Origin of the sequence: Parahaliea mediterranea, assembly GCF_003402235.1 — a bacterium.
Taxonomy (GTDB): domain Bacteria; phylum Pseudomonadota; class Gammaproteobacteria; order Pseudomonadales; family Halieaceae; genus Parahaliea; species Parahaliea mediterranea.
Window position 1 is genome coordinate 854,008 of record NZ_QEWO01000001.1, and the last position, 26,207, is coordinate 880,214.

24 protein-coding genes are annotated in these 26,207 nt (G+C 66.4%); 7 read left to right on the forward strand and 17 right to left on the reverse strand.

All coding sequences use genetic code 11. The annotated features are described in order from the left end of the window. Nucleotides 1-70: 70 nt before the first annotated feature. On the reverse strand, nucleotides 71-1,312 hold the full coding sequence (locus tag DDZ17_RS03690; protein WP_157976423.1) for a hypothetical protein: 1,242 nt from the start codon (nucleotides 1,310-1,312) through the stop codon (nucleotides 71-73). After that, the gene (locus DDZ17_RS03695) at nucleotides 1,309-2,157 is read right to left on the reverse strand and encodes a hypothetical protein (protein WP_116364570.1); all 849 of its coding nucleotides are present in this window, start codon (nucleotides 2,155-2,157) and stop codon (nucleotides 1,309-1,311) included. Before DDZ17_RS03695 ends, DDZ17_RS03690 begins: the two co-directional genes overlap by 4 nt. 166 nt (nucleotides 2,158-2,323) lie before the next feature. On the opposite strand from DDZ17_RS03695, the gene DDZ17_RS03700 reads away from it, so the two are divergent. The 5 genes from DDZ17_RS03700 to DDZ17_RS03720 all read left to right on the forward strand — a co-directional run bounded on the left by DDZ17_RS03700 (nucleotide 2,324) and on the right by DDZ17_RS03720 (nucleotide 10,601). Beyond that, the gene (locus DDZ17_RS03700; RefSeq protein WP_116364571.1) at nucleotides 2,324-3,634 is read left to right on the forward strand and encodes an MFS transporter; all 1,311 of its coding nucleotides are present in this window, start codon (nucleotides 2,324-2,326) and stop codon (nucleotides 3,632-3,634) included. A 108-nt stretch (nucleotides 3,635-3,742) separates the two neighbouring features. Beyond that, on the forward strand, nucleotides 3,743-5,182 hold the full coding sequence (locus DDZ17_RS03705; RefSeq protein ID WP_116364572.1) for a Wadjet anti-phage system protein JetA family protein: 1,440 nt from the start codon (nucleotides 3,743-3,745) through the stop codon (nucleotides 5,180-5,182). Next, nucleotides 5,166-5,828 carry a DUF4194 domain-containing protein gene (locus DDZ17_RS03710; protein ID WP_206613424.1) on the forward strand — a complete coding sequence of 221 codons (663 nt, stop codon included), beginning with the start codon at nucleotides 5,166-5,168 and terminating at the stop codon, nucleotides 5,826-5,828. Before DDZ17_RS03705 ends, DDZ17_RS03710 begins: the two co-directional genes overlap by 17 nt. Before the next feature lie 9 nt (nucleotides 5,829-5,837). Continuing rightward, the gene (locus tag DDZ17_RS03715; RefSeq protein WP_116364574.1) at nucleotides 5,838-9,485 is read left to right on the forward strand and encodes an ATP-binding protein; all 3,648 of its coding nucleotides are present in this window, start codon (nucleotides 5,838-5,840) and stop codon (nucleotides 9,483-9,485) included. Nucleotides 9,486-9,488: 3 nt separating this feature from the next. After that, nucleotides 9,489-10,601, forward strand: a complete 1,113-nt coding sequence (locus DDZ17_RS03720; RefSeq protein ID WP_116364575.1) for a Wadjet anti-phage system protein JetD domain-containing protein — start codon at nucleotides 9,489-9,491, stop codon at nucleotides 10,599-10,601. Nucleotides 10,602-10,666: 65 nt separating this feature from the next. Here the strand turns inward: DDZ17_RS03720 and DDZ17_RS03725 are convergent, their stop codons facing one another. The 5 genes from DDZ17_RS03725 to DDZ17_RS03745 all read right to left on the reverse strand — a co-directional run bounded on the left by DDZ17_RS03725 (nucleotide 10,667) and on the right by DDZ17_RS03745 (nucleotide 14,386). Continuing rightward, nucleotides 10,667-11,071: a YceK/YidQ family lipoprotein gene (locus tag DDZ17_RS03725; protein WP_157976424.1), complete on the reverse strand. Its 405-nt coding sequence runs from the start codon at nucleotides 11,069-11,071 to the stop codon at nucleotides 10,667-10,669. A 48-nt stretch (nucleotides 11,072-11,119) separates the two neighbouring features. Then, nucleotides 11,120-11,779 carry an MBL fold metallo-hydrolase gene (locus tag DDZ17_RS03730; RefSeq protein ID WP_116364577.1) on the reverse strand — a complete coding sequence of 220 codons (660 nt, stop codon included), beginning with the start codon at nucleotides 11,777-11,779 and terminating at the stop codon, nucleotides 11,120-11,122. 97 nt (nucleotides 11,780-11,876) lie between these two features. Continuing rightward, on the reverse strand, nucleotides 11,877-12,245 hold the full coding sequence (locus DDZ17_RS03735; RefSeq protein WP_116364578.1) for a YciI family protein: 369 nt from the start codon (nucleotides 12,243-12,245) through the stop codon (nucleotides 11,877-11,879). A gap of 10 nt (nucleotides 12,246-12,255) precedes the next feature. Continuing rightward, nucleotides 12,256-13,053 carry a VOC family protein gene (locus tag DDZ17_RS03740; protein WP_116364579.1) on the reverse strand — a complete coding sequence of 266 codons (798 nt, stop codon included), beginning with the start codon at nucleotides 13,051-13,053 and terminating at the stop codon, nucleotides 12,256-12,258. Between the two features lie 91 nt (nucleotides 13,054-13,144). After that, nucleotides 13,145-14,386 (reverse strand): RNA polymerase sigma factor, encoded by a 1,242-nt coding sequence (locus DDZ17_RS03745; protein ID WP_116364580.1) that lies wholly within the window; start codon nucleotides 14,384-14,386, stop codon nucleotides 13,145-13,147. Between the two features lie 175 nt (nucleotides 14,387-14,561). On the opposite strand from DDZ17_RS03745, the gene mutS reads away from it, so the two are divergent. Continuing rightward, a complete protein-coding gene (gene mutS, locus DDZ17_RS03750; RefSeq protein WP_116364581.1) occupies nucleotides 14,562-17,117 on the forward strand; it encodes a DNA mismatch repair protein MutS in 2,556 nt (851 codons plus the stop codon). Nucleotides 17,118-17,242: 125 nt separating this feature from the next. Then, a complete protein-coding gene (gene fdxA / locus DDZ17_RS03755; RefSeq protein ID WP_116364582.1) occupies nucleotides 17,243-17,566 on the forward strand; it encodes a ferredoxin FdxA in 324 nt (107 codons plus the stop codon). A 64-nt stretch (nucleotides 17,567-17,630) separates the two neighbouring features. Here the strand turns inward: fdxA and rpoS are convergent, their stop codons facing one another. The 10 genes from rpoS to kdsA all read right to left on the reverse strand — a co-directional run bounded on the left by rpoS (nucleotide 17,631) and on the right by kdsA (nucleotide 26,169). Further along, complete coding sequence (rpoS, locus tag DDZ17_RS03760; RefSeq protein WP_241505774.1) at nucleotides 17,631-18,710, reverse strand: RNA polymerase sigma factor RpoS; 1,080 nt, start codon at nucleotides 18,708-18,710, stop codon at nucleotides 17,631-17,633. Nucleotides 18,711-18,877: 167 nt separating this feature from the next. Further along, on the reverse strand, nucleotides 18,878-19,717 hold the full coding sequence (locus DDZ17_RS03765; RefSeq protein ID WP_206613425.1) for a peptidoglycan DD-metalloendopeptidase family protein: 840 nt from the start codon (nucleotides 19,715-19,717) through the stop codon (nucleotides 18,878-18,880). 38 nt (nucleotides 19,718-19,755) lie between these two features. Then, entirely contained in the window at nucleotides 19,756-20,673 is a 918-nt protein-coding gene (locus DDZ17_RS03770) for a DUF368 domain-containing protein (protein ID WP_206613426.1), read from the reverse strand. A gap of 6 nt (nucleotides 20,674-20,679) precedes the next feature. Further along, nucleotides 20,680-21,342: a protein-L-isoaspartate(D-aspartate) O-methyltransferase gene (locus tag DDZ17_RS03775; RefSeq protein ID WP_241505775.1), complete on the reverse strand. Its 663-nt coding sequence runs from the start codon at nucleotides 21,340-21,342 to the stop codon at nucleotides 20,680-20,682. Beyond that, nucleotides 21,335-22,390, reverse strand: a complete 1,056-nt coding sequence (gene truD / locus DDZ17_RS03780; RefSeq protein ID WP_116364583.1) for a tRNA pseudouridine(13) synthase TruD — start codon at nucleotides 22,388-22,390, stop codon at nucleotides 21,335-21,337. The genes DDZ17_RS03775 and truD overlap by 8 nt, the downstream gene beginning before the upstream one ends. After that, nucleotides 22,387-22,860, reverse strand: a complete 474-nt coding sequence (ispF, locus tag DDZ17_RS03785; protein WP_116364584.1) for a 2-C-methyl-D-erythritol 2,4-cyclodiphosphate synthase — start codon at nucleotides 22,858-22,860, stop codon at nucleotides 22,387-22,389. The genes truD and ispF overlap by 4 nt, the downstream gene beginning before the upstream one ends. 28 nt (nucleotides 22,861-22,888) lie before the next feature. Further along, a complete protein-coding gene (gene ispD, locus DDZ17_RS03790) occupies nucleotides 22,889-23,593 on the reverse strand; it encodes a 2-C-methyl-D-erythritol 4-phosphate cytidylyltransferase (protein WP_116364585.1) in 705 nt (234 codons plus the stop codon). Then, nucleotides 23,590-23,982: a cell division protein FtsB gene (ftsB, locus tag DDZ17_RS03795; protein WP_116364586.1), complete on the reverse strand. Its 393-nt coding sequence runs from the start codon at nucleotides 23,980-23,982 to the stop codon at nucleotides 23,590-23,592. Before ftsB ends, ispD begins: the two co-directional genes overlap by 4 nt. A gap of 11 nt (nucleotides 23,983-23,993) precedes the next feature. Next, nucleotides 23,994-25,280, reverse strand: a complete 1,287-nt coding sequence (eno, locus tag DDZ17_RS03800) for a phosphopyruvate hydratase (RefSeq protein WP_116364587.1) — start codon at nucleotides 25,278-25,280, stop codon at nucleotides 23,994-23,996. A 37-nt stretch (nucleotides 25,281-25,317) separates the two neighbouring features. Then, nucleotides 25,318-26,169 carry a 3-deoxy-8-phosphooctulonate synthase gene (kdsA, locus tag DDZ17_RS03805; RefSeq protein WP_116364588.1) on the reverse strand — a complete coding sequence of 284 codons (852 nt, stop codon included), beginning with the start codon at nucleotides 26,167-26,169 and terminating at the stop codon, nucleotides 25,318-25,320. Nucleotides 26,170-26,207 lie beyond the last annotated feature (38 nt).

Below are 26,207 nucleotides of genomic sequence, written 5' to 3' on the forward strand. Positions count from 1 at the left end.
TTTTGTTACAGGGCACCACATTGGGGCCCTGGAGATGTCTCTAAAATACTTTTCCTTCATTTTCAGCAGGTTACAGAGCATCCGGCAGGATATCGTGAGGCTCTTTTAGCGCGCCGGAAGCGCCTTCGATGCAGATGCGCGCCGGCGTCAGGGCCAGGCGGCAGCGAAAACGGGCGGTGCGCTCGTCGCGCTCCATCTCGAACAGGTAGGGGGCGGCCAGCGGCTCTCCCAGCACGGCGCAGAGCTGGTCTTTGATCTTGCTGCGGTTCTGGTCCAGGGTCTTGGCCCGCAGGCCCTTTTCGCGCAAATCGCGAATGGCCTTGCTGTGCCCGCCAGATGCCGCCATCAAGTCCGCCAGGGCCGCCCCCTGCGCCGGGTCGGCGCGGTGGGTGGCCGGGTTGACCAGCCAGCCGCCGGCCGCCGTGTCCACCAGGCGCAGCCGGGCATACCACAGGTAATAAAAGAAGGGCGTGGTGGAAAGGCCAATGGCCAGCCCGTGGACGCGCACGGTGCAGCACGGCACCTGCAGCACCAGTTCGTCATCGTGGCGGGCCACGGCCAGGGCGCGCTCGCAGTCGCCGGCATAGTGCCGCAACCCCGCCTCGAACCAGGGCACCTGGGTGGTGGTCAAATCGCCCTGCGCCAGCAACAGTGCAAAGTCCTGCGCCACGGCTCGATGCCCGTCTTCAGGAGCGGCGCCCAGCAGTACATCCAGTGCCTGCAGGTGGCCCTCCCGCAGATGATCCAGGCCTGCGCACAGCTGCCGGGCCTGCCGGGCGCTGACTCCCTGTGCAGCCAGCCGCCCCTGCATATCCTGGCGCCGCGTGGACACCGGCACCGGCAGCACCGCCAGCAGCAGCAATGCCAGGGCTGCCAGCCCGCCATGCACCGCCAGCAGCCAGGGCCAGTTGCGCTGGCAGCGCAGGCCCAGCGCCATGCTGCGCCGGTGTTCGCCCTGGCGCCAGGTCAGCGGCACCGGCTTCTCGCCAGTCTGGCGGGTGCCGTAGGCCTCCCCTTCCAGGGCCAGCACCCGGGCGCTGCACTGGCGGAAGGGCCCCAGGGGCCTGGCCAGCGGCAGGCTGGCCAGGTCTGCATTCACGGTCTGCACGAAGTGGTCAAGAAACTGGCCGCGCCCGTCCCAGTCCTCGCTCACCCAGGACACCTGCGGCGGTAATCCGGCCTCCACCTGTTGCACCAGGCCGCGGCTGATATCGCGCAGGGCCACCCACTGCCCGCAGGCAAGGGACAGGGCAAAAAGGGCAAGCCCCGCCAGCCAAAGGCGCCAGCGGCGCCCCGTCGTCGCCCTATTCACGGGCAGCTTGCCGCTACCGGCTGTGAGTGGCGCCCGCCAATCAGCGGCTCCAGCGCCATCAGCGCGTCCAGCAGGGCGCACTCCACCCCGCTGCCCCACAGGCGCTGCTTCACGTACCAGGCGCCGGATGGCACCTCGGCGTCAATCAAGGTGGTGTAGTCGTGGGGCATGTTCAGGCGCCGGGCCAAATCCGCCGGGCTGCTGATCAAATCCACCTCGCCCTCGGCAAAGGCCCGGTACAGGCTCTGGGAGTCGCGGTAGTGGCGCAATTGATCCGGGCGCAGCTGAATGCCGGCACCGGTGAGGGCGTTCATCGGCTGCAGGTAGAAGGTCTGGCTGCGGGTATCTTCCACCAGCCCCACCGTGCGGCCCTCGAAGTAGGCGGCTGTCATCTCCACCGGCGCGCCCCGGCTGAGCCAGTAAACCCCGTAACTCGGCGTTTGCAGCAGGGGGCGGTAGTAGTCGTAAAAGTCCGGCACCATGCCCAGCAGCAGGTGCTCCCGGTTCCAGAACAGGTCGTACTGGCCCTCCAGAATGTGGCGCGCGGTAAGAAACCCGCGGCTGCGCCAGCGAATCTCCACCCCGGCGTAGTGCTCGCCCACCACCGGGTTGCTGCACAGGCGCTGCACCACCTGCTCCGCCCGCACCGGGGTCAGTGTCAGCAATTGCAGGCGCGGCCCGTCGGCGCGGCCGGTGCTGCAGGTGGCGCTCTCGTAGTCGCTGAGGCGAAGCGTGCCCAGACCCTGGCGCGACAGCCACAGGCTGGCGCCCAGCAAAGCAACCAGCAGCAGGGCAAACAGGCCAAGCCACCTGGCACGGTCACGAATGGATAGCGGAAGATGCAAAACCCCGAACGGCCCTCTGTGCAACAGCCGCCAGACTAAGACAGTTTTATGACACCCATGTGACTGTGGCGTGGCGCTCAACCTCCTTTACATTGTCAGATGCTGGCGCACTCGCTACAGTGGCCCCGCGCGCCCTGCCCGCCCCTGCCCCGACAGCCGAGACACCATGCCGCCATCCACAAGCGACCCCAGGCCCAATGCCCCGGGCGACAACCGGCCCGCTAACGCCACCACAGCCAGCCCCGCCGACCCGCCCACAGAAAATCACCGGGATGAGCGCAGCTCGCCCCTGGCCGAGCCCGCCTTTCGCCGCTATTTCCTGGCCATGTGCCTGTCCACCATGGGCACCTGGGTCACCCGCTTCCTGATTGGCTGGAGCGCCTGGGAGCTGACCCACGCCGCCCTGTGGGTGGGCATTGCCAGCGCGGTGATGCTGGTGCCGACTTTTGTGCTCTCGCCGCTGTTCGGTGTACTGGCGGATCGCATCAACCCGCGCAACGGGCTGCTGTTTACACTGTCGTCCCAGGCCCTGCTGGGGCTGGGCGCGGCCGCGACTGTGGCGCTGGATGCCTTTGCCATTCCCGCCCTGTTGCTGGTGGCGCTGGCCACCGGCGCCATCAGCGCCGCCCACCAGCCCCTGCGCCTGACCCTGATTCCCCTGCTGGTATCCCGCGGCGCCCTGCCGGGGGCCATCGGCCTGTCGGCGGTGGTGTTCAACCTGGCCCGCATTCTGGGGCCGGCGCTGGCGGGCAGCCTGCTGGCTGCTGCAGGCCTGGTGCTGGGCTTTGCCACCGGCGGGCTGCTGTTTGCCGCCGGCGCCCTGGCCATGCTGCGGGTGCACTGCCAGGACAACCGCCCCCCGGTGCAGAGCGCCCCTGTCTGGCAGCAGTTTCGCGACGGCCTGGCCTTTGCCCTGGCGCGCCCCGCCATTCGCCTGACCCTGCTGCTGACCATGGCCAACGGCCTGCTGGGGCGCTCGGTGATCGAGCTGCTGCCGGCCCTGTCGGGCAAACTGCTCGCTGGCGACCCACACACCCTGGCCATCCTCACCGCAGCCGCCGGCGCCGGTTCCATCCTTGGCGGCCTGGCCCTCACCCGCCAGCGCGGCAGCGAAACTGTGCTGGCGCGCATGGTATTCGCCAGCCTGGCCTGCGCCGCCCTGGCGCTGCTGCCAAGCCCCTGGGCCGACGATCTGCTGGCGGTGGGCGCCATTGTGCTCATTCTCAGTTTGGCCACCACCATGGTGGGCACCGGTTGCCAGGCACTGGCCATGCTAAGCGTGGAGGAGCGTTTTCGCGGCCGGGTGCTCAGCCTGTGGACGGTGCTCACCATGGGCTCCCCGGCCATCGGCAGCCTGATCATGGGCGCCCTGGCGGATCGCATCGGCTTTGCGCCGGTGCTGGTGGGCTTTGGCCTGCTGGCACTGCTTGCCCTGGCGGCGCTGGCGCGCGGGCGGGGCCGGCCGGGAGCCACTTAAAACCGCAGAAGCGGCGCCGGCTTCTACTGCCGCCGGCGCAGTTCTGGTAATGTGCCGTCTTTCACCGTCACCCCGCCGCCCGCCAGCCCCAGAGAACCCGCCGGGACCATGTTTTTCAGCGACGAACGCAGCCAGTTCTTCCGTCCGCTCACCGGCAAGTACCGCGAGCAGATTGCCGAATGCCTGCGCCTGCTGCACGAGCGGCTGTACAGCGCCCAGGCGGATTACGGCGAATCCCTGCGCCGGGAACAGGTGATCGACCTGTTCTGCGAGGCCCTGGAGCGCGCGCCCCTGCTGGAGGGCGACGACGAGGGCCGTTTTCACAACAACCGCGAGCAGGCCGGGTGGATTCTCAACCAGCTGGTGGACTACGGCTGGCTCAAGCGCGACAAGGACGAGGCCTCCTTCCAGTCCACCTACCCCTTCAGCCGCAGCGGCCGCCTGTTTACCCAGACCCTGGCGGAGGTGGACGGGCGCAGCGTGCGCACCCGCCACCGCAACACCCGCAACACCTTGAACGCCCTGGCGGCCTTCCTGGAGCGCGGCGAGGTCTACGACCTGCTGGACGCCCATGAACACTCCGAGCGCATCATCGCCGACTTCACCGACATCATCGCCGAGCTGGAAGAGCGCAAGCGGGAACTGGTGCGGGAGGTGGAAGCCCAGCAACTGGTGCAGCAGGCGTCGGACCAGTTCTTTGACTTCATGGAAAAACGCTTCCAGCCCGACGTGGCCATTCGCCTGTCGGCAGACAGCGTGGAAAAACACCGCGACCGCATCCAGAGCACCATCGGCAAAATCCGCCGCAGGCCAAAGGACTGGAAGGCCCGGGCCGAGCGCGAGCTGCGCCGGCTGGCGCCGGACCTGGTAGTGAGCGACGACGCCTCGGTGCTGTGGCAGGTGCTGGACAGCATCGACCAGCGCATGCGCAGCGCGGCCGACATCATGCTGCCGGCGTTGCGCCGCACCCTGCAGGGCTTTACCCGGCGCGCCGATATCATCATCCGCCAGCTCAGCTACATCCACAGCCAGAAACACAACGACATCGTGGGCCTGTGCCGCACCCTGTCGGCCCTGGACGAAGACACCTTCAACACCCGCCTGGCCGCCGCCGGACAGGCCATGGCCGGGCTACGGGTGGGCCTGGTGGACCCGGCCCACAACCGCCTGCGCGAGCGCCGCCAGCCGCGCCCGGTGCAGAGCCGGGTAACGGAGATGGACGCCCCGGACGCCGCCACCCTGCGCGACCTGTACCTTCAGCAGCAACTGGAAAAAGCCTTCAGCATCAACGGCGGCGCCCTGCGCGACTATTTGCGCCAGGCCCTTGGCGCCAGCCGCCGCATCGACAACCGCGACCTGCCCATCGACAACGCCGCCGACCTGCTGGCCCTCAGCCACGTCATCGAACTGGGCAGCGCGGACCACGGCGAGGCGGGCTTTCGCCTGAAGGTGGAACCCACCGGGGACATCAGCGGCGAACACTATTTTGAGCGCAGGGACGGCTTCCTGCTGGAACTGGAACAGGATGACGATGCGCAACGCCCTTGAAGCGGCGCTGGAGGCCCGCGGCCTTCGCCCCGAGCAATTCTCCGAACTGATGATCCGCCTGCTGGACAACGGCGTGCTGTGCCGCGACGAAAGCAAACGCGAGGCGGAGCTCTACGACCGCTACCTGCAGGTGGCAGATCTGGTGGAGGACTACCTGTCCGTGGTGAAAGTGCGCCTGCTGCACGAGCCGCGCTTTCACTCCCTGCGCCTGTTCCCCCCGGGCGCCGAAGTGCCCGGCCTTGGCGATGCCGGCGACAGCTTCAACAGCGGCCTGCGCGAACGCCTGAACCAGCAGGAGGTGGCGCTGATTCTGGTGCTGCGAGCCGAGTACGACAAGGCCCTGCGGGAGGGTCAGATCGACGAGCAGGGCCAGGCGGTGTTGCCGCTGGAGGCGGTGAGCCTGGCCAGCAAAAACCTGCTGGGCAAGCCCTTGCCCGAGGCCGCCACCGAGCGCCGCGCCCTGTTTCGCCGCCTGCGCCAGCTGCGCCTGATCCGCAGCGCCGGCGACGAAGCCCTGGAAGACGGCGAATCCTGGCTGGTGGTGCGCCCCGACATCACCGCCCTGGTGACCGACACCGTGCTGGCGGAACTGGCCGGCCCCGCGGCGCCAGACGCGCACAGCCCTGACGACGACGAACAGGAATAACCGCCACCCATGTACCTGAAACGCGCCATCACCGTGAACTGGGGCAACCTGCCGCCGCAAGCGCTGGAATTTGGCCCGGTGAACCTGTTCTCCGGCGGCAACGGCTCCGGCAAAACCACCGCCGCCGACGCCCTGCAAACCCTGATGACAGCGGCCCGGGACAACCTCTTTACCTTCAACCCCGGCCAGGACGAAACCACCCAGCGCGGCCGCGGCGGCAAACAGGTGCGCACCCTCGCCTCCTACATACTCGGTTGCGACGACGGCGCCTTCGCCCGCCCCTGGGACTGCGACGGCTACATTGCCGGCGTGTTCCACCCCACCAAGGGCGAAACCGCCGAACCCTTCACCGCGGTGATCGGCGTGCGCGCCCACCTGGACAGGGCCGGCGCCAGCGCCCAGGCGCGGCAGGACGAGCTGCTGCTGATGATTGTACCGGGGGAGATGCTGCTGAAATCGCACTTCGTGCGCAGCTACCCGGATGGCGACCACGTGGTGCCGGTCACCGAGCTGCCCAACCTGCTGCGCCAGGAATTCGGCAAAAAAGCCGTGGAAACCTACGAGCGCAAGGGCGCCTACCTCGCCCGCCTGTACGGCGCCCTGCGCGGCAAGCGCGACGCCGTATCCCAGCGCGAAGGCAGCAACGCCGCGCGCACCTTTGCCCGCTTCATGGCCTACAAACCGGTGGATTCCATCGACCAGTTTGTGGCCGGCGAAGTGCTGGAGGCCCGGGAGCTTGGCGACACCATCCGCCGCATCCGCGACCTGCTGCGCACCGTGCACGGCATGGAGGCCGAGGCGCGCCAGCTGCGCGACAGCGTGGAGCTGCTGGCGCAGGCCCGCAACAGGGCCGACGACTACCTGGAAAGCTGGCTGCAGCACCAGGCGGTGGCCTACGGCGCCGCCGCCCAGCAGCAACAGCGCAACCAGAAACTGCTGGTGAGCGAGCAGGACCAGCAACTGCAACTGCGCCAGCAGCAAAAGGCCCTGGCCAGCGAGCGGGCCGAAACCCACAAGCGCCTGCAGCAGGTACACCGGGAACTGGTGGCGCTGGAAGCGCGCATCCAGGGCGTGCCCGCCCTGCGCACCAAGGCCGAGCTGGAAGACAAACACCAGCAGATCACCGCCCAGTTGCACGCCGGCGCGCGCCCCCTGCTGGAGCAGGATCAGCAGCGCAACACCAACCTGAGCGCCCTGCAGAACATCCGCGACCTGCTCAATCGCCACAGCCTGGCGCTGGCCCTGCCGGAGCTGGCCGGACGCGGTTGGCGCGATGGCACCAAGGCGCTGCTGGGGCGCGCCGACCACAGCCTGCCAGACCTCAACCAGCTGCTGGCCCGTGACTGGATTGACCTCAGCCCGCTGGAAGCCGGCCTTGACGAGAGCCGCAGCGAACAACCCCTGCACAACCAGCTCGCCGCCATCCTGCACGGCAGCGAGGACGAGCAGGCCGACAGCGACCGCCTGAGTCTGGCCCAGCGGCTGGACCGGCTGGTGGCAGAGCGCGAGCGGGAGATGCGCGCCGCCGAACAGGAACAGCAGCGCATCGAACAGCAAATCAGCACCCTCAGGGCGCACCGGGTCAGCTACCCACGGGATGTCTCAGACGCCTTGGCCGCCATTCGCCAACAGTGCCCGCAGGCCGACCCACGGGTACTGTGCGACCACGTGGACGTGAGCGACCCGCAATGGCAGATGGCCATCGAAGGCTACCTGGGCGGCGCCCGCTTCGGCATTCTGGTGGAGCCCGACTACGAGGCCGAGGCCATCCGCATTGTGCGCCGGCTGGCCGGCAGCCGCCGCAACCGGGCGCGGGTCATCCAGGGCGAACAGGCCCGCCGCGATGCCGAGCGGCAGTCCCTGGCGGAGGACTCCATCTTCCACGTGCTGCGCTTCTCCCACCGCATTGCGGAGCACTACCTCAAGGCGTCCTACGGCAGCGTACAGCGGGTGCCCGATGCCGACACCCTGCGCCTGACCCGCCGCGGCATCACCGCCGATGGCCTGGCATCCGGCAACTACGCCCTGTTCCGCTGCGACATGGACGACAGCGAACTGGTGTTCGGCGAAGCCGCCCGCGAACGCAACCTGCGCGCCCAGCAGCAGGCCCTGGAGCAGGTACAGACCCACTACCAGAAGGCCACCGATGCCTACCAGGCGGTAAAGCAGCTGCAGCAGCAGGTCGGTCGCTTTCGCCCCCTGCAGTGGGTGGAAACCGTGGGCAACCTGCTCGACCATCAGCGCCAGCTGCGCGAACTGGAACGCGCCCTGCAAAGCCTGGACCTCAGCGCCCACCGCGACCTGGAGCAGGAGCGCGAGATGGCCGAACAGCGCTACGCGGCGCTGGAGCAGGAACAGCGCGACCAGGACAGCCGCAGCGGGCAGTTTGAAGAACAGCTGAAAATCGCCGAAAAACGCCTGCGCGATTTTGCCGATCGCAGCGAAGCGCTGGAGCAGGCCCGGGACGATGCCGAGGCAGCCCTGCTGGCGGGCGAGCGCCACTGGCCGGGGCTGGATGTGCAGCCGCGCATCGATGCCATGGAACAGCGCCTGGCCGCCAGCCACGAAGACATCGACTTTGCCAGCGAAGAGCGCCAGCTCAGCGACACCCTCACCCAGCAGGCCGTGGCGCTGGAGCAAACCGTGCGCAGCTACAACGCCCAGGGGCAGCCCGCCGACCAGGTGCTGCTGGACAGCGCCGAAGCCCTGCACAGCGCCCCCTTCTTTGGCCACGTGCGCGGCCTGCAACAGCAGCTCGACAACCTGCACAACCGCCTGCGTAACAACGTGCTGCTGGAAAAACAGGAACAGCTCGCCACCCTGCGGGACACCTTCAACACCACCTTCGTCAGCGACCTCTGCCACGAAATCCACCAGGCCATTCGCGACGGCGAGCGCACCCTGAAAAGCCTCAACAAAGAGCTGGAGCACCACCGTTTTGGCGCCGACCGCGAACGCTTCGCCTTCGATTGGAGCTGGCTGCCGGAGTACAAGGAATACTGGGACTTTTTCCGCGAAATCATCGATATTCCCAACCTGGGCGATGGCAGCAGCCTGTTCGACGCCAGCCTGTCCGACAAAGCCAGCGCCGTGCGCGACCGCCTGCTCGCCCTGCTACTGGATGGCGACGAGCAGCAGGCCCTGCGCGAACTTGAGCGCATCAGCGACTACCGTAAATACCGCCGCTACGACATCCTCAAACACCCGGAAAACAAAGCGCCCATTCGCCTCAGCCAGTACGGCACCGGCTCCGGCGGGCAGCTGGAAACCCCCGCCTACATCATCCGCGCCGCCGCCATCACCAGCGCCTTCCGCTTCAGCGAGGGCGACAGCCACCTGCGCATGGTGATTGTCGACGAAGCCTTCATGCACATGGACGAAACCCGCTCGCGGGAAGTGATCGGCTACCTCACCCAGACCCTGGGCCTGCAGCTCATTTTCATCATGCCCACCTCCAAGGCCGGCCCCTTCATCGATCTGGTCAGCAACCAGTTCGTGTTCAGCAAAGTGCCAAGCCCCCAGCCCGTGGGCGAGCTGAATACCCGCGTGCTGGTGGACCGCCAGCAACTGAACCAAGAGCGCGTGGCGGAACTGTGGGCCCAGCACCGGCGGGTGATCCGCCAGCAGGGGGCACTGGATTTTATGGAAGAGGTGTAGCGCGTGGCGGCGCCGGGCTGGCTGGCCGAGGAACCCTGGCTGCGCAAATTGCTGGATGATTTGCTCACCCGGCTGGAGAAGCCGCGCCAACGCGACGTCACCCTGCGGGTCAGGCCAGGCACCCTACCCGCGCTTTTTCGCTCTGGTGAGGATGAGGACAACGACTATCGCTGGCAGTTGATCGAAAAACTCGTCGACGAATACCCGGTCTTCACCCTGCAGCTCGATCGCCACGTCGCCGCCTTTGATCAGCCCTACCAGAATGCCCAGTTGCGCTTGAACCCGGATGCCGAAAACCTGCTGCGCGAGTGGCTGGACCGACCGCGTATCGACCCGCTGCAACAGGCCTGGGAGCAGGCGCTCGCCAGGCATCATGCGCACTTTGCCGACGGTGGCGCCAGCTTGCTGGCCCTGCGCCAGATCCATCCCGACTATGACCCTGCGGCACTCATTGCCGGCTTCGCCGCCGTTGGCACGGCCCTCGACGGCACACTGACCCTGCGGGAGATTGCCGCGCGCTGCTTCCGGGGCGACTCCAAGTTTCTCGACCAGCGGCAGGACTTGCTGCACAAGCTCTATGGCGAGCAGGCCGCGGCCATCCTGCCCCGGCCACTGCTGCTGATGGCCTTTGCACCGGAGGGCTTTGAACAATTACTAATAGTTGAGAACCAGGACAGCTTTCTGCGCCTGTCGGATGCACCGCCGCCCGGCCATGCCCTGCTGTACAGCGGTGGCTTTCGCGCCAGTGCCGAGCGCCTCGGCAGCCGCCACACCCGCTTTGCATTTTTACCCGGCAGCCATGCGGATCGTTTCCACCAGCGGTGGCTAAGCGACAGCCTGCCGGTCTATTTCTGGGGCGATCTGGACTTTGCTGGCCTCGGCATTCTCAAGGCCCTGCGCCAGAGCCTGCCGTCCCTCACGGCGTGGCGGCCGGGTTATGCACCCCTGTTGCGTCAGCTGCAGCGCGGCCTGGGGCACCCGCCCGGGCAACCCGGTAAATCCCGCCAAGCCGACCCGCTGGCGACCGGCTGCCCCTATGCCGACAACACGCTGCTGCCCGCCCTGCGCCAGTACGGGCATTTTGTTGACCAGGAGGGCGTGCGGCCTGATGCCTGAGCACAGCTGAGGCAGCTTCTGGCGGCAGCTTCGGGCAACTGCACCTGCCCGCAGAACCAGTGCCCTCAGTTTACCGGGGCCGAGCCCACCTTCGCCTGCTGCATGATGGTGACCGGCAGCAGCACGGTGTCGGCAACGGGGGACAGAACAAGCAGGTCGGCGAGAATGCCGTACTGCAAGAAGGTGTTGCTGGTGAGGTAGCGCTCTTCGGCATTCAGCAGGCAGAGGTCGTAAGCCACACCGCTGTAAACCCTCGGTACCGAGGAGCAATAGCTGCCATTGCCCGCCAGTTGCCGGCCGATGTCGGCGTTGCTTTTGGGTGCGGTGTTCAGCGTGCCGCACCCGGCAAGGATCGCCGGCAGGGTCAGTGCCAACACGCGCGGCGATGACTTTAATGCCAATGCTTTTAATGCCAGCGCCTTAGATGCCAGTGCCTTGAACAACTGTGCCTGTAACCGAAATCGCTTCATGGTTATTGCTCCCTGTGCGTCTGCATCTATGCTTTGCTCCATCTGGCGTCAATCGGCGTCCAGCACCGCCTGCAGGCCTGCCAGCGCCTCATCGACATAGCCGGGCCAGTCACCCGGCGCCATCGCCTGGTAGCCAGTATCCCCCGAAAAGGCGCTGGAAATCACCAGGTCGGGCGCCAGTTCGCGGATCACCGCCAGGCTGCTGATCATGCCAAGAGCGTCGTCGCGGGTGCTGTGCCCTGGAATGTAGCCAGCGCGCCAGCGCCCGGGGCCGGCGCAGTACAACGTATCGCCTGTAAACAGGTAGCGCCTGTTGCCGTGGCCGCGCGCCACAAAACAGACGCTGCCCGGGGAATGGCCCGGGGTGGGAATCACTTCAACATCATCCAGCAGAAGCGCGCGTTCGCCGAACAGTCTGTCGGGCAGGCAGTACCGGGCGCAATCGTCCTGCTCCAGCCGATGGCAGCCCAGTTGGGCGCCGTAGCGTTCGCGCACCTCGGCCAGGCTGTCGCCGAATTCGTCACGGTGGCTGAGGAAGTGGTAGGCCACGCCGCCCAAATCCGCCATGGCGGCCAGTTCGTCGCTGTTTGCGGTGGCATAGAACAGCACATTGCCCTGTTCGCGCCGCAGCAGGTAGGCGTGGGTGGTCAATCCAGGGAAAGGACTTTCGGTGGCCGCTTCCCACAGGTCAGGTTGAATCTGGCGCATCACTTTGGCTCCTGTTGTTCATGGACAGTGCGCCGCAGTGTAGAACCTCATCTTAGCTTGAGGTCAAGCTGCAATCTTGAGCTGGCGTTAGCAGCCGTCAGCGCAGGTTGCCATCGGCCATCAGGTCCCGTACCGGGCGGATTTCCACACAGCCGTAGCGTGCCGGCGGGATTTTCTCCGCCAGACGAATGGCCTCGTTCATATCTCGCGCCTCCAGCATGTAAAAGCCCGCCAGCTGCTCCTTGGTTTCGGCGAAGGGGCCATCGGTGACCACGGCCTTGCTGTCGCGCACCCGCAGTGTGGTTGCAGTGTCGGTGGACAGCAGGGGCGCCCCTTCCAGAAAGTGGCCGCTTGCCTGCAGGCCGCCCACGCAGTCCATGCATTCGCGGTTCAAGGCATCCCACTCGGCCTGGGACAATTCCGCCATTTTCTGTTCGTCGTAATAAACCAGGCACAGGTATTTCATCGTTCGCTCCTCAGGCTTTGCGGGCGCCAACCAGGGCAAAGGGGGCGCCCTGTGGGTCCAGGCCGATGATGGTGAACTCCCCGCCGGGAATTTCATCGGGGCCCTGCAGTACGCTGCCGCCACTGGCGCCAATGGTGGCAATGGCGGCGTCGATGTCGGCAACGCGGAAGTAGTAGTTCCACAGCGGCGCGGGCGCTTCGTCGGGCTTGCGCATGATGGCGCCTATCAACCCGTTGTGGCGAATAAACTCGTACATGCCCAACGGGCCGATGGGCATCTCGCCGTCCTTGGTCCAGCCGAATTCGTCAAAATAAAAGGCCTTGGCGGCCTCCGGGTCGCTGGTCATCAGTTCGTTCCAGGCACAGTGGCCCAGCCGTGGCTGGTCGTAGGCAAAGGCCAGGCTGGAGGTGTCGTGAATACCCTTCATCAGGTAGAAGGGCGTGCCCTGGGGGTCGGTGACCATGGCAATACGCCCCACCTCCGGGATGTCGGTGGGCGGCATGTGCACGCTGCCGCCACGGGCGCTGATGCTGGCCACGCTGGCATCCACATCGTCCACGGCGATATAGCCAAGCCACACTGGCCGGGCGCCGGCGGCGGTCATTTCCTCGGTCAACGGCATCAAGGCGCCGATGGGCTCGCGCGCGCCACTGGCTCCGTCAATGGCGTGCACAATGCGGTAGTCCATGTCCGGCATCTGGCTGTCGGCAATCTCCCAGCCGAGCACGTCACTGTAGAAGCGCTGGGCGCCGTCAGCATCGGTGGTACACAGCTCGTACCAAATGAATTCACCGTGTTTGTTGGCCATGTTGCTCTCTCCTGTTGAAGGTTTTGTACCTAGTCGCCCGGCCGGCGGTGCTTTCGACACCCATTTGTCATCGCGGCCGGTTTTTTCTGAATCAATCACCCAAGGCTGCCAGGCGCTTTTGCAGAAAGCGCCGCTCCGGAGCCTGACGGGTGCGTTCGATGGCGCTGCGATAGGCCTCGCGCGCCTGCGCCACCTGCCCGGCCCGGCGGTACAGGTCGGCGCGGGCCGCGTGCAGCAGATGGTAGTCCTTGAGGTCGCCCTTTGCCGCCAGTTGCTCAACCAGCGCCAGGCCCGCGGCGGGGCCGTCGCGCATGGCCACCGCCACCGCCCGGTTCAGCTCCACCACCGGCGAGGGCTGCAATTGCAGGAACAGCGTGTACAACGCGGCAATTTCGGCCCAGTCGGTGGCATCGGCACTGGGCGCCTCGGCGTGCAGGGCGGCGATGGCGGCCTGCAGCCCGAACGGGCCGGGGCGCTGGCCCTGCAGGGCCGCCACCACCAAAGCTGCGCCCTCCTCAATCTGGCCCCGGTGCCACAGGCTGCGATCCTGCTCTTCCAGCGGCACCAGGTCGCCGTCGTCATCCACCCGGGCGGCGCGGCGCGCATCGTGCAACAGCATCAGTGCCAGCAGGCCGCGCACCTCCGCCGCCGGCAGCAGCGCAAGCAGCAGGCGCCCCAGGCGGATAGCTTCCGCCGACAGTTCTGCCTGCAGCACGCGCTCGCCGCTGGAGGCGGAATACCCTTCATTGAACATCAGGTAAATGGTTTGCAGCACGCCATCGAGCCGCTCGGCCAGTGCATCGGCCTCGGGCACTTCATAGGGAATGGCGGCATCGCGAATCTTGTTCTTGGCGCGCACGATGCGCTGGGCCAGGGTGGGCACCGGCACCAGAAAGGCGGCGGCGATGGCTTCGGTAGTCAGGCCGCACACCTCCCGCAGGGTCAGGGCCAGCCGCGCCTCCATGGACAGGGCCGGGTGGCAGCAGGTGAAGATCAACCGCAGGCGGTCATCGCCGAAGCGGTCCTCGTCCAGATCCAGCTGATCATCCTGCGCATCCAGTTCACGGGCCAGTTCCGCGGCCACCACATCCTGGCGCCCCCGCTTGCGCAGCTGGTCGATGGCCTTGAAGCGCCCGGCGGACACCAGCCAGGCGCGGGGGTTATCCGGCACGCCCTGATCGGGCCATTGCTTGAGCGCCGCGGCAAAAGCATCCTGCAGGGCCTCCTCGGCCAGTTCGAAGTTGCCGTGCAGCAGGCGCAGCAAGGTGGCCAGCACCCGGCGGGACTGCTCGCGATACAGGGTTTCGATGGTGTGGTTGATGTGCTGACTCATGGCGGCTATCGGTAATTGGCCCGCGCACAGTATGGACCAGGATAGCCGCCTCCGGGACCGCGCCCCTGTCCTACGGCGGTTACATTCCTTATCATAGTGCCTCGCCACAGGCGCAAACCGGCCACCACGCAATAGAGATGTAGTCCCGTTGAATCAACCTGTTAGCCACACCCCGATGATGCAGCAATACCTCGGCATCAAGTCGGAACACCCCAACGACCTGGTGTTCTACCGCATGGGGGACTTCTACGAACTGTTCTACGACGACGCCAAGAAAGCGGCGGACATTCTCGACATTACCCTGACCGCCCGGGGCAAGTCCGGCGGCGAGCCGATTCCCATGGCCGGGGTGCCCTACCACGCGGCAGAGAATTACCTGGGGCGCCTGGTGCGCGCCGGCGTATCGGTGGCCATCGCCGAGCAGATCGGCGACCCGGCCACCAGCAAGGGGCCGGTGGAGCGCAAGGTGGTGCGGGTGGTGACACCCGGCACCCTGTCCGACGAGGCCCTGCTGCAGGAGCGGGTGGACAACCTGCTGCTGGCGGTCAACAGCCGCAGCGAGCACTTCGGCATTGCCTACCTCGACCTGTCCAGCGGCCGCTTCCGGGCCCTGGAAGTGACCGGCGAGGAAGCCCTGGCCAGCGAGTTGCAGCGCCTGAACCCGGCGGAGACGCTGTACATTGAGAGCCTTTACCTGCCGGTGGTGACCGGCCGCCGTGGGGCGCGCAGCCAGCCGCAGTGGGAGTTCGACCTGGACAGCGCCCGCCGCGCCCTGAACACCCAGTTCCAGAGCCACGACCTCAAGGGCTTTGGCTGTGACGATTTGGACCTTGCCATCGGCGCCGCCGGCTGCCTGCTGCAGTACGTCAAGGACACCCAGCGCTCCAGCCTGCCCCATATCCGCGCCATCAGCCACGAAAGCCGCGCCGAAAGCGTGATCATGGACGCCGCCACCCGGCGCAACCTGGAGATCGACATCAACCTTTCAGGCGGTGACAGCAATACCCTGCTGTCGGTGCTGGACAAGGGCGTTACCGCCATGGGCAGCCGCCTGCTGCGCCGCTGGCTGCACCGCCCGCTGACCGATGTGTCGGTGCTGCGCGAGCGCCAGCAGGCCATTGCCGAGCTGTGCCACAACTACCGTTTTGAAACACTGCGCGAGGCCTTAAAGCCGATTGGCGACATGGAGCGCATCCTGTCCCGGGTGGCGCTGCGCTCGGCCCGCCCGCGGGACCTGTCGCGCCTGTGCGCCTCTCTCGCCGCCCTGCCCCGGCTGCGCAGCGAACTGGGCGCCTGCGAAGCGCCACTGCTGGCGCGGCTGTCGCAGCAGGCCGGCGACTACCCGGCGCTGGTGGACCTGCTGCAGCGGGCCATCATCGACAACCCGCCGGTGGTGATTCGCGATGGCGGGGTGATTGCCGAGGGCTACGATGCGGAGCTGGACGAGCTGCGCCAAATCAGCGGCAACGCCGGCGACTACCTGCTGGAAATCGAACAGCGCGAGCGCGAGGCCACCGGCATTTCCACCCTCAAGGTGGGCTACAACCGGGTGCACGGCTATTACATCGAGATCAGCCGCGCCCAGTCCGGCCAGGCCCCCGACGCCTATGTGCGGCGCCAGACCCTGAAGAACGCCGAGCGCTTCATCACCCCGGAGCTGAAGGCCTTTGAAGACAAGGCCCTGTCCAGTAAGAGCCGGGCCCTGGCCCGGGAAAAGGCGCTCTACGACGACCTGCTGGAGCAGCTCAACGAACAACTGGCAGACCTGCAGGACACCGCCGCCGCGGTGTCGGAAATCGACGTGCTGGCCTGCCTGGCCGAGCGCGCCGACCAGCTCAACCTGTGCACCCCCGAGTTTTGCGACGAGCAGGTATTTGAAGTCAGCGCCGGCCGCCACCTGGTGGTGGAGCAGGTGCTGGATGAGCCCTTCATCGCCAACGACACCCTGCTCAACGACCAGCGCCGCATGCTGCTGATCACCGGCCCCAACATGGGCGGTAAATCCACCTACATGCGCCAGAACGCAGTGATTGCGCTGCTGGCCCACATCGGCAGCTTTGTACCCGCCAGCGCCTGCCGCATGGCGCCGCTGGATCGCATATTCACCCGCATTGGTTCCTCGGACGACCTGGCCTCGGGCCGCTCCACCTTCATGGTGGAGATGACCGAAACCGCCAACATCCTGCACAACGCCACCCCCCGCAGCCTGGTGCTGATGGACGAAGTGGGCCGCGGCACCAGCACCTTCGACGGCCTGAGCCTGGCCTGGGCGGCGGCGGTGGCCCTGGCCCAGCGGGTGCGCGCCTTTACCCTGTTCGCCACCCACTACTTCGAGATGACGGCCCTGCCAGAACAGTGCCCCACCATGGCCAACGTTCACCTGGACGCCACCGAGCACCAGGATCATGTGGTGTTCTTGCACCACATCCAGGAGGGCCCGGCCAACCGCAGCTTTGGCCTGCAGGTGGCCAAACTGGCGGGCATTCCGGCACCGGTGCTGGCCGCCGCCGCAGACAAGCTGGCGGAGCTGGAAGGCAGCGCCGCGACGCCCTCGGCCGCCGGCGCCGCAGCGCACCTCCTGCCAGCGGCGGCGCAGCCGGCCCAGACCGAGCTTTTTGCCAGCGCCGAGCCCCATGCGGCAGTCACCGCTCTGGAGGCGCTGGAGGTGGATGAACTCAGCCCGCGCCAGGCGCTGGACACCCTCTACCAGCTGAAGTCACTGCTCAACTGACGGCGGCCATCCGGGGCCATGCCCCCTCCCCCGCCAGCAATAAAAAGGCTTCAATTACAGTCGCTTAACGGTTAGAATGGCCGCCCTTTCAACACCGGCCCCACGGAAGCAGAGGCAGAAACGGCATGACATTCGTTGTTGGCGAGCAGTGTATCAAGTGCAAACACACCGACTGTGTCGAGGTGTGTCCGGTGGATTGCTTCTACGAAGGCCCCAACTTCCTGGTTATCCACCCGGATGAGTGCATCGACTGCGCCCTGTGCGAACCCGAATGCCCGGTAGACGCCATTTTCTCCGAGGACGAGCTGCCCGAAGACCAGCAGGTCTTTTTGGAGCTGAACGCCGAGCTGGCCGAGGTGTGGCCCAACATCACCGAGATGAAGGACGCCCCGGCGGATGCCGCCGAGTGGGAAGGCAAGCCCAACAAGCTGGAGCTGCTTGAGCGCTGATCAGCCCCGGCAATGCCCCACAAAAAACCCCGCCTGCTGACGGGGTTTTTCGTTCTGGCGGCAATCAGCTGAACAGGGAATCCCCGGTTAGGCCCTGGGTTTCCATGATCACCCGCAGTCGGCGCAGCGCCTCCACCTGAATCTGCCGCACCCGCTCCCGGGTGAGGCCGATTTCCCGGCCGACTTCCTCCAGCGTGCTGCTTTCGTAGCCGCGCAGGCCAAAGCGACGTGACACCACTTCCCGCTGCTTCTCGCTCAGCTCGTCCAGCCACACAGCAATGTTGTCGTTGATATCGTCTTCCTGCAGCAGCTGGGACGGGTCGGACACCTGCAGGTCGGCGATGGTATCCACCACCGTGCGGTCGGAATCCTGCCCCACCGGCAGGTCGACCGAGGTGACCCGCTCGTTCAGCCCAAGCAGCCGTTTTACATCCTCCGGCGGCTTGTCGAGCATGTCGGCGATTTCTTCCGCGCTGGGCTCGTGGTCGAGCTTTTGGGTCAGCTCGCGCGCAGCGCGCAGGTAGACGTTGAGCTCCTTCACCACGTGGATGGGCAGGCGAATGGTGCGGGTCTGGTTCATGATGGCCCGCTCGATGGTCTGCCGGATCCACCAGGTGGCATAGGTGGAAAAGCGGAAGCCGCGCTCTGGGTCGAACTTCTCCACGGCCCGGATCAAACCGAGGTTACCCTCTTCGATCAAATCCAGCAGGGTCAGGCCCCGGTTGATGTAGCGGCGGGAGATTTTCACCACCAGGCGCAGGTTGCTTTCGATCATCCGGCGCCGGGCATCGGCATCACCCTTGCGCACCAGCCGGGCGAAGTATTTTTCCTCGTCGGCAGTGAGCAGTGGCGAAAAGCCAATCTCGTTCAGATAAAGCTGGGTCGGGTCGAGGGATTTATCGACCGCGCGGCTGGACTTGGCGCGCTCGAACGCCGCATCCTCGTCGCTGCCTTTGCGCAGTTTGTCCTTGTCAGCCTGGGACTTCCTGACCTTGATGGCCGAACTGGCCCCGGCGTTGATGCCGGGCTCGGCCTTGGCGCTGTTACCCCCTGCGCGCTTGGTTTCAGGTGTTCTACCCTTGCCCCCTGTACTGCTTTTTTTCGAAATCCTTTTCGAGCATTTCTTTGGCGCTTCCACATCCATGGGCTATACCTCTTTTATCATCCGATGGAACGATTGAGAGTATTTCTCGCCGGCCGTTCAGGTTACTCCCAATTCCCCTGGCAGTTCAAGCGAGCTGCTACTAATTGTTATTGGCCAACAATATGCCAATTGGAATGTCTCTGCGACTTTCCTAATTATCGCTAGCTCTAATGGCGGGGCAGCAACTGCAGCGGATCGACCGGTTTGCCGTTGCGTCGGATCTCAAAATGCAGCTTCACCGTATCCGTGCCGGAGCTGCCTTTCTCGGCTATTTTCTGCCCGCTTTTCACGCTCTGCCCTTCTTTAGCCAATAGCCGGTCATTGTGGCCATAGGCGCTGAGGTAGGTATCGTTGTGCTTGACGATCAGCAGTTCGCCAAAGCCTGCAATACCCGTCCCGGCGTACACCACCACGCCATCGGCCACCGCCACCACGGGTTCGCCGCGGTTGCCGCCGATGTCGATGCCCTTGTGCACGGTGCTGGAGTAGCGCCGTACCAAGGGGCCACTGGCCGGCCAGCGCCAGGCACCAACCGCCTTTTGCGGGGGCGACGGGGCCGGAGGCGGCGAGGCATCGACGGCAATCACCTTTTTACCGGAGGCCGGTGACGGTTGTGTGACAGGGGGCCGGGGCGGGGCTTTGCCGGCGGGGGGCACTGAACGACTTGCCGTGCTGCGCGAGGCAGAGGCCGGGGCTGGGGCTGGAGCGGCGGCCACAGCGCCGGCCTTGAGTTGCAAGAGTTGGCCGGGATAGATGGTATAGGGCGCGGCGATACCATTGGCCGCCGCCAGCGCGCGGAAGTCAATGCCATTGCGCCAGGCAATGGAATACAGCGTGTCGCCCCGCTGCACCCGGTAGGTGCCGGGCGCAGGCGCCTGGGATGAGCGATACACCGGCGGGTTATGCCGCGCCGCGGGGCTGTTGCGGTCTTCTATGGGCGCCCGCGGCGCACTGCCACAGGCACTAAGGCAGCACAGGAGCAGGCAACAGTACAGCTTGTCTGACACGGCCCCTCCTTTGCCTCAGGTGATACTCCGTCGCGGTTTCAGGCCCGATTCCAGCGAGTGTCGATCAGCCATACCGCCAGGCCGCCGGCCAGCGCCAGGGCCAGGCACAGCCAGAGCTGGGGGTCGTCCCCGGTGAGCTGCAGATAGCGCCCCGGCAATACCGGTACCTGCTGCACCGGACGCAGTTCGCCGTGGGAGCCAGGGGCCCAGTCCAGGGCTTCTTTCCAGGGCCAGACCACCGCCAACGAGCCAAACAGAAAGCCTGTCAGCAGGGCCAGGGTGCCGGGCCGGCGGTGGCTGAGCAGCCAGTGCAGCAGGCGCGAAAAACACAGCAGGCCGCAGGCGGCGCCGGCGCCAAACACCGCAATAAACAGCAGGTCGAAGGCTTTCAGCGCATTCAGTACCACCGCGTACATGCCCAGCAGCACCAGAATGAAACTGCCGGAGATACCCGGCAGGATCATGGCGCAGATGGCGATAAAGCCGGCACCGAACACCGCCGGCAAGCCGGCGCTCTCCAGCCCCAGCACCGGCGACAGCGCAACCGCCAGGGCAAAGGCGATGCCCACCAGCAGGCAGGCCAGCCGGGCCGGGTTCCAGACGCCCACCTGGCGCAACAGCACCAGGGCCGAGGCCAGAATAAGCCCAAAGAAAAAGGCCCACAGGGGCACCGGGTGGGTCACCAGCAGCCAGGCGATCAGGCGCGCCAGCGACAGAATGCTGGTGGCGATGCCCGCCACCAAAGCCAGCACAAAGCCACCGTCCACATGGCGCCAGGCGGCCTTGATCTGGCCTTTCAGCAGCAGTTCCACCAGTGCCAGATCGAAGGCGCGAATGGCGCCCAGCAGGCGGTCGTAGATGCCTGTAATGAAGGCGATGGTGCCGCCGGAGACGCCGGGCACGATGTCGGCGGCGCCCATCAGCACGCCGCGAAGGTAAATGGCAAGCCAGTTCACGAGGGGCTAACGCTCCGTGCCGGGGCGCAGGGGAACGAAGCGCACGGCTTCGACAATTTCGGTGACAAAGCCCTCGGGGCGGCGGCACACCACCTGCAAGTGCTGGGTCTGCCCGCCCACGGGAATCACCAGGCGGCCGCCGGGGGCCAGTTGAGCCAGCAACTCGCGGGGGATTTCCTCCGGCGCCGCGGCACTGAGAATGCCGTCAAAGGGGCCCTTGTCGGCCCAGCCCAGGGTGCCGTCGCTGTGGCGCAACTGCACATTGCGTAGCTTGAGCTGGCGCATGCGCGGGCGGGCCTTGTCCAGCAGGGGCTTGATGCGCTCCACGCTGTGCACCTGCCCCACCAGTTGGGCCAGCACCGCCGTCTGGTAGCCGGACCCGGTGCCGATTTCGAGCACGTTACTGCGCGGGCCATCCGCCAGCAGCAGTTCGGTCATGCGGGCGACAATATAGGGCTGGGACAGGGTCTGCTGGTAACCGATGGGCAGCGCGGTATCTTCATAGGCCCGATGGGCCATGGCCTCGTCGAGGAACAGGTGACGCGGGGTGGTGCTCATCACATCCAGCACCTGCTGGTCGCGAATGCCCTGCTCCCGCAGGCGCTGCACCAGGCGTTCCCGGGTGCGCCGGGAAGTCATGCCAATACCGTTGAGGTCGACGCTACTCACTGCCGTCACCAAACGCAAAGTCCCCTGTTGAATAATCTATTATCTGCGCCAGCACGGCGGTGGCGTAGCTCCCGGCCCCGAGGCTGAACGCCAGCTGCAAGCTGCCATCATCACAAAACTGCCAGCAAAAGTCATCCGGCAGGGCCCGCGCGGGGCGGTAGTCCAGGCTCAATCCGGCCGCTTCCAGAAAGTCGCAGGCAGCGCTTTCTGGCGCCAGAATCATCGCCTGCCTGGCCAGCTGCTGCGCCCCCTGCAGGGGCGCGCCGCGCCCCCACAACGGCAGGGCCGGGTGTACATCGCCCGCGGCCGCGCGGGCGCGAATGTCGTCATCCACCACCTCGCAGGCAAAGCGGCTGCGGGTGCCCTGCAGGCTGCACACATCCCCCGGCAGCACGGTGTTCCAGCTGCCCTCCTCCACCCGCTGTGCCAGCAGACGGTTGAACAGCTGCGAGCGCAGGGCCGACAGGTACAGGCTGCGGCGGGCACGGGACAGCTTGCGCCGGGGACGCTCTACCCACTGCCGGGCCTGGGCCAGGGTGTTGCCCCCGTGCCCAAAGCGCTGCTCGCCAAAATAGTTGGGCACCCCCTCGCGCTGCACCTGGGCCAGCCGCGTCTCCAGTGCGTCGCGGTCGCCCTCGATCTGGCGCAGGGTGAGCACAAACTGGTTGGCCCGGTGTACGCCGCGGCGCAGTTTGCGGCCGTGGCGAGTGGCCTCCAGCACGCGCACATCGCCGCGCTCCTCCAGCTGAGCCCAGTCCGGCTCGGCCCGCCCGGCCAGGCCCACACTGAACCACTGGCTGGTGACCGCCTGGCGGTCCTTCATGCCGCTAAAGCCAATGTCCTTGAGAGGCACACCGGAGCGTTCCGACAGGCGCTGGGCCAGGTCCGACGTGTTCAGGCCGCGTTTTTCCAGGTGCAAAAAGGCGTGCTCGCCGCTGCCGTCCGGTTCAAACCCGAGCTGCTCACGGACGATAAAATCCTCCGGCGATTGCCGGATCAGGCCGCGGACGCTGGGCGCCGGGCCGGCGGTGGGCCAGGTCTCACTCATTGCGCTTGCAGCAGCACCACCGCGTGGGCGGCAATACCCTCCCTGCGGCCGGCAAAACCCAGCCCTTCGGTGGTGGTGGCCTTCACGTTCACTTGCCCCTCGCGGGCCCCGAGGTCGCTGGCGATGTTGGCGCGCATGGCGGCAATGTGGGGCGCCAGTTTCGGCGCCTGGGCAATCACCGTGGCGTCGAGATTGCCGAGCTGCCAGCCGGCGGCGGCCACCTGCTCCATCACCTGGCGCAGCAGCGCGCGGCTGTCGGCACCGGCGTAGGCCGGGTCGGTATCCGGAAAATGGCGGCCGATATCGCCGGCGCCAATGGCGCCCAGCAGGGCATCACAGATGGCGTGCAGCAGCACATCGCCATCGGAGTGGGCCAGCAGGCCCTGCTCGAAGGCAATGCGCTCGCCCCCCAGCACCACGTGGTCGCCGGGGCCAAAACGGTGGACATCGTAGCCGTGGCCAATTCGCATCACATTCTCTCGCTGCTGTGTCTGGACGTCATGTGCGGGTTGCCTGCAGATACCACTCGGCCAGGGCCAGATCCGCCGGAACGGTCACCTTGAGGTTGGCGGCGCTGCCCTCTACCAGCTGGACTGGATGGCCGGCCCACTCCATGGCCGAGGCCTCGTCGGTCACTGCCACGCCGGCGGCCAGGGCGGCGGCCAGGGCAGCGCGCAGTTCGCCCAGGCGAAACATCTGCGGGGTCTGGGCGCGCCAGTAGTGCTGGCGATCGACAGTGGCCTGCACCCGCCGACCATCGGCGCTGCGCTTTAGGGTATCCACCACGGGCTGGGCAAGAATGCCTCCTCCCCCGGCGCCTGCACTGACTCTGTCGATCAGTGCCTGCAGGTCTTTCGCTAACAGGCAGGGGCGGGCGGCATCGTGCACCAGCACCCAGTCATCTTCATATGCAATTTTTTGCAAGCTATCGAGGCCGGCCATAACCGAGTCGACCCGTTCGGCGCCCCCATCCACCCGCATCACCCGCGGGTCCGCCAGTTCGGTAAGCCCGTCGGCCCACTGGTCCTGCGGGTGCAGGGCCACCACCACCCGGCGGATGGCGGCGCACTTCAGCAGCGCCCGCAGGCTGTGGGCCAGCAGGGGTTCGCCGGCCGCCCGCAGGTACTGCTTGGGCAGCTCGCTGCCCATGCGCCGGCCAATACCGGCGGCGGGAATAACGGCGTAAAGGGCGGGCGGGCTCAATCGCTGCTCGCTGCCGCGCCCTGCTGCGCTTGTGCACCCGGGGAGCTGGACGGCGCAGCCTGTTCCGGCTGGGCGGCCTGAGCCGCCGGCCTTTGGGGCCTGGCCGCTGGGGCGTCTTTGTCTTCTACGAACTGGTAGAACACCTCGCCCTCGCGAATCAGCCCCAGTTGCTCGCGGGCACGCTGCTCAACGCTGCGGTTGCCGCTCTGCAGCTCCAGCACTTCACGCTCCAGCACGGCATTGCGCGAGCGCAGTTCCTCGTTGATGGCGGTTTGCTCCACCACCTGCTGCTGCAGCCGGTGTTTTTCCGCCAGGCTGCCCTCGGCGATCCACAACCGGTATTGCAATACCAGCAGCAGAACAACCAGAACCGCGAGCAGCCAGCGCATCGGAGGCGCGCTTAGGCCTTGAATTCGGCCAGGCCGCGGTAGGGCGCGGCGGCGCCCAGTTCGGCTTCGATGCGCAGGAGGCGGTTGTATTTGGCAACCCGGTCGGAACGGCACAGGGAGCCGGTCTTGATCTGCCCGGCGCTGGTGGCCACGGCGAGATCGGCAATGGTGGTGTCTTCGGTCTCACCGGAGCGGTGGGAGATCACCGCGGTGTAGCCGGCGGCCTTGGCCATGGTGATGGCATCCAGGGTCTCGGACAGGCTGCCGATCTGGTTGAACTTGATCAGGATGGAGTTGCCCACGCCGCGCTCAATGCCCTGCTTGAGGATTTTGGTGTTGGTCACGAACAGGTCGTCACCCACCAGCTGCACCTTGCTGCCGATCTTGTCGGTGAGCAGTTTCCAGCCGTCCCAGTCGGACTCGTCCAGGCCGTCCTCAATGGAGATGATGGGGTGGGCGTCAGCGAGCGCCGCCAGGTAGTCACAAAACTCGGCGCTGGAGAACTGCTTGCCCTCCCCCGCCAGGTCGTAGACACCGTCTTTGTAGAATTCGGAGGCGGCGCAGTCCAGGGCCAGGGTCACGTCCTTGCCCAGCTCGTAGCCGGCGGCCTTCACCGCCTCGGCAATCACTTCCAGCGCGGCTTCGTTGGAGGGCAGGTTGGGGGCAAAGCCGCCCTCGTCGCCCACTGCGGTGTTCAGGCCACGGGCAGACAGCACTTTCTTCAGCTGGTGGAAGATCTCGGCGCCCACGCGCAGGGCCTCGGCGAAGGTCGGCGCCGCCACCGGCTGCACCATGAACTCCTGGATATCGACGTTGTTGTCGGCGTGCTCGCCGCCGTTCAGGATGTTCATCATCGGCACCGGCATGGTGAAGTCGGTGGTGCCGTTGATGTCGGCGATGTGCTGGTACAGGGGCACGCCCTTGGCACTGGCGGCAGCCTTGGCGGCGGCCAGGGACACGGCCAGGATGGCATTGGCGCCGAACTTGGCTTTGTTGTCGGTGCCGTCGGCCTCGATCATGGCGGCGTCCAGGGCGCGCTGGTCGGTGGCGTCCTTACCCAGCAGCAAATCGCGAATCGGGCCGTTGACGTTGGCCACGGCATTCAGCACGCCCTTGCCCAAGTAGCGGGCCTTGTCGCCGTCGCGCAGCTCCAGCGCTTCGCGGGAGCCGGTCGAGGCACCGGAGGGCGCACAGGCGGCGCCAACATGGCCGGATTCAAGGGTGACCTCGGCCATGACCGTAGGGTTGCCCCGGGAATCCATTACCTCGAAAGCCTGGATGTTGGCGATATTGCTCATGCTGTGCTCCGTGTTCGCGTTTTGGTGAGAAGAAGGGTCAGGAAATACTCAGTTGTGGCAGGCTCTTGACCAGGTCATCCACCGCCTTGACCTGGGCCAGAAAGGGCTCCAGCAAATCCAGCGGCAGGGCGCTGGGGCCGTCACACAGGGCCTTGCCCGGGTCCGGGTGGGCCTCCAGGAACAGGCCGGCCAAGCCGGTGGCCATGCCTGAACGGGCCAAGTCCACCACCTGGCTGCGGCGCCCGCCAGAGGCTGCGCCACCCGGGTCGCGGCACTGCAGGGCGTGGGTCACGTCAAAGATCAGCGGCACATTGCCACAGGTCTGCTTCATTACGCCAAAGCCCAGCATGTCCACCACCAGGTTGTCGTAGCCGAAGTTGCTACCGCGCTCGCACAGCATCAAGCGGTCGTTGCCGCACTCGCGGAATTTTTCCGCCACGTTGGCCATCTGGCTCGGCGACAGGAACTGGGGCTTTTTGATGTTGATGATGGCACCGGTGGCCGCCATGGCCGCCACCAGGTCGGTCTGCCGCGCCAAAAAGGCCGGTAGCTGGATGATGTCGCACACCGCCGCCGCCGGGGCGGCCTGTTCCGGGGTGTGTACATCGGTAATGACCGGCACGCCAAAGGTGGCCTTCACTTCCGCCAGGATCTTCAGCCCCTCGTCGAGGCCCGGGCCGCGGAAGGAGTGAATGGAGGAGCGGTTGGCCTTGTCGAAGGAGGCCTTGAACACATAGGGAATACCCAGCTTCTCGCACACTGCCACGTAGTGTTCGGCGGCGGTCAGCGCCAGCTCCCGACTCTCCAGCACGTTGATGCCCCCCAGCAAAACGAAGGGGGCGTGGTTGGCGATGCTGATATCGCCAAGGGTCAGGGTTTCGGTGCTCACCGCGTGGGTTCCTCCATCGACCCGGGCCGGGCCCGGGC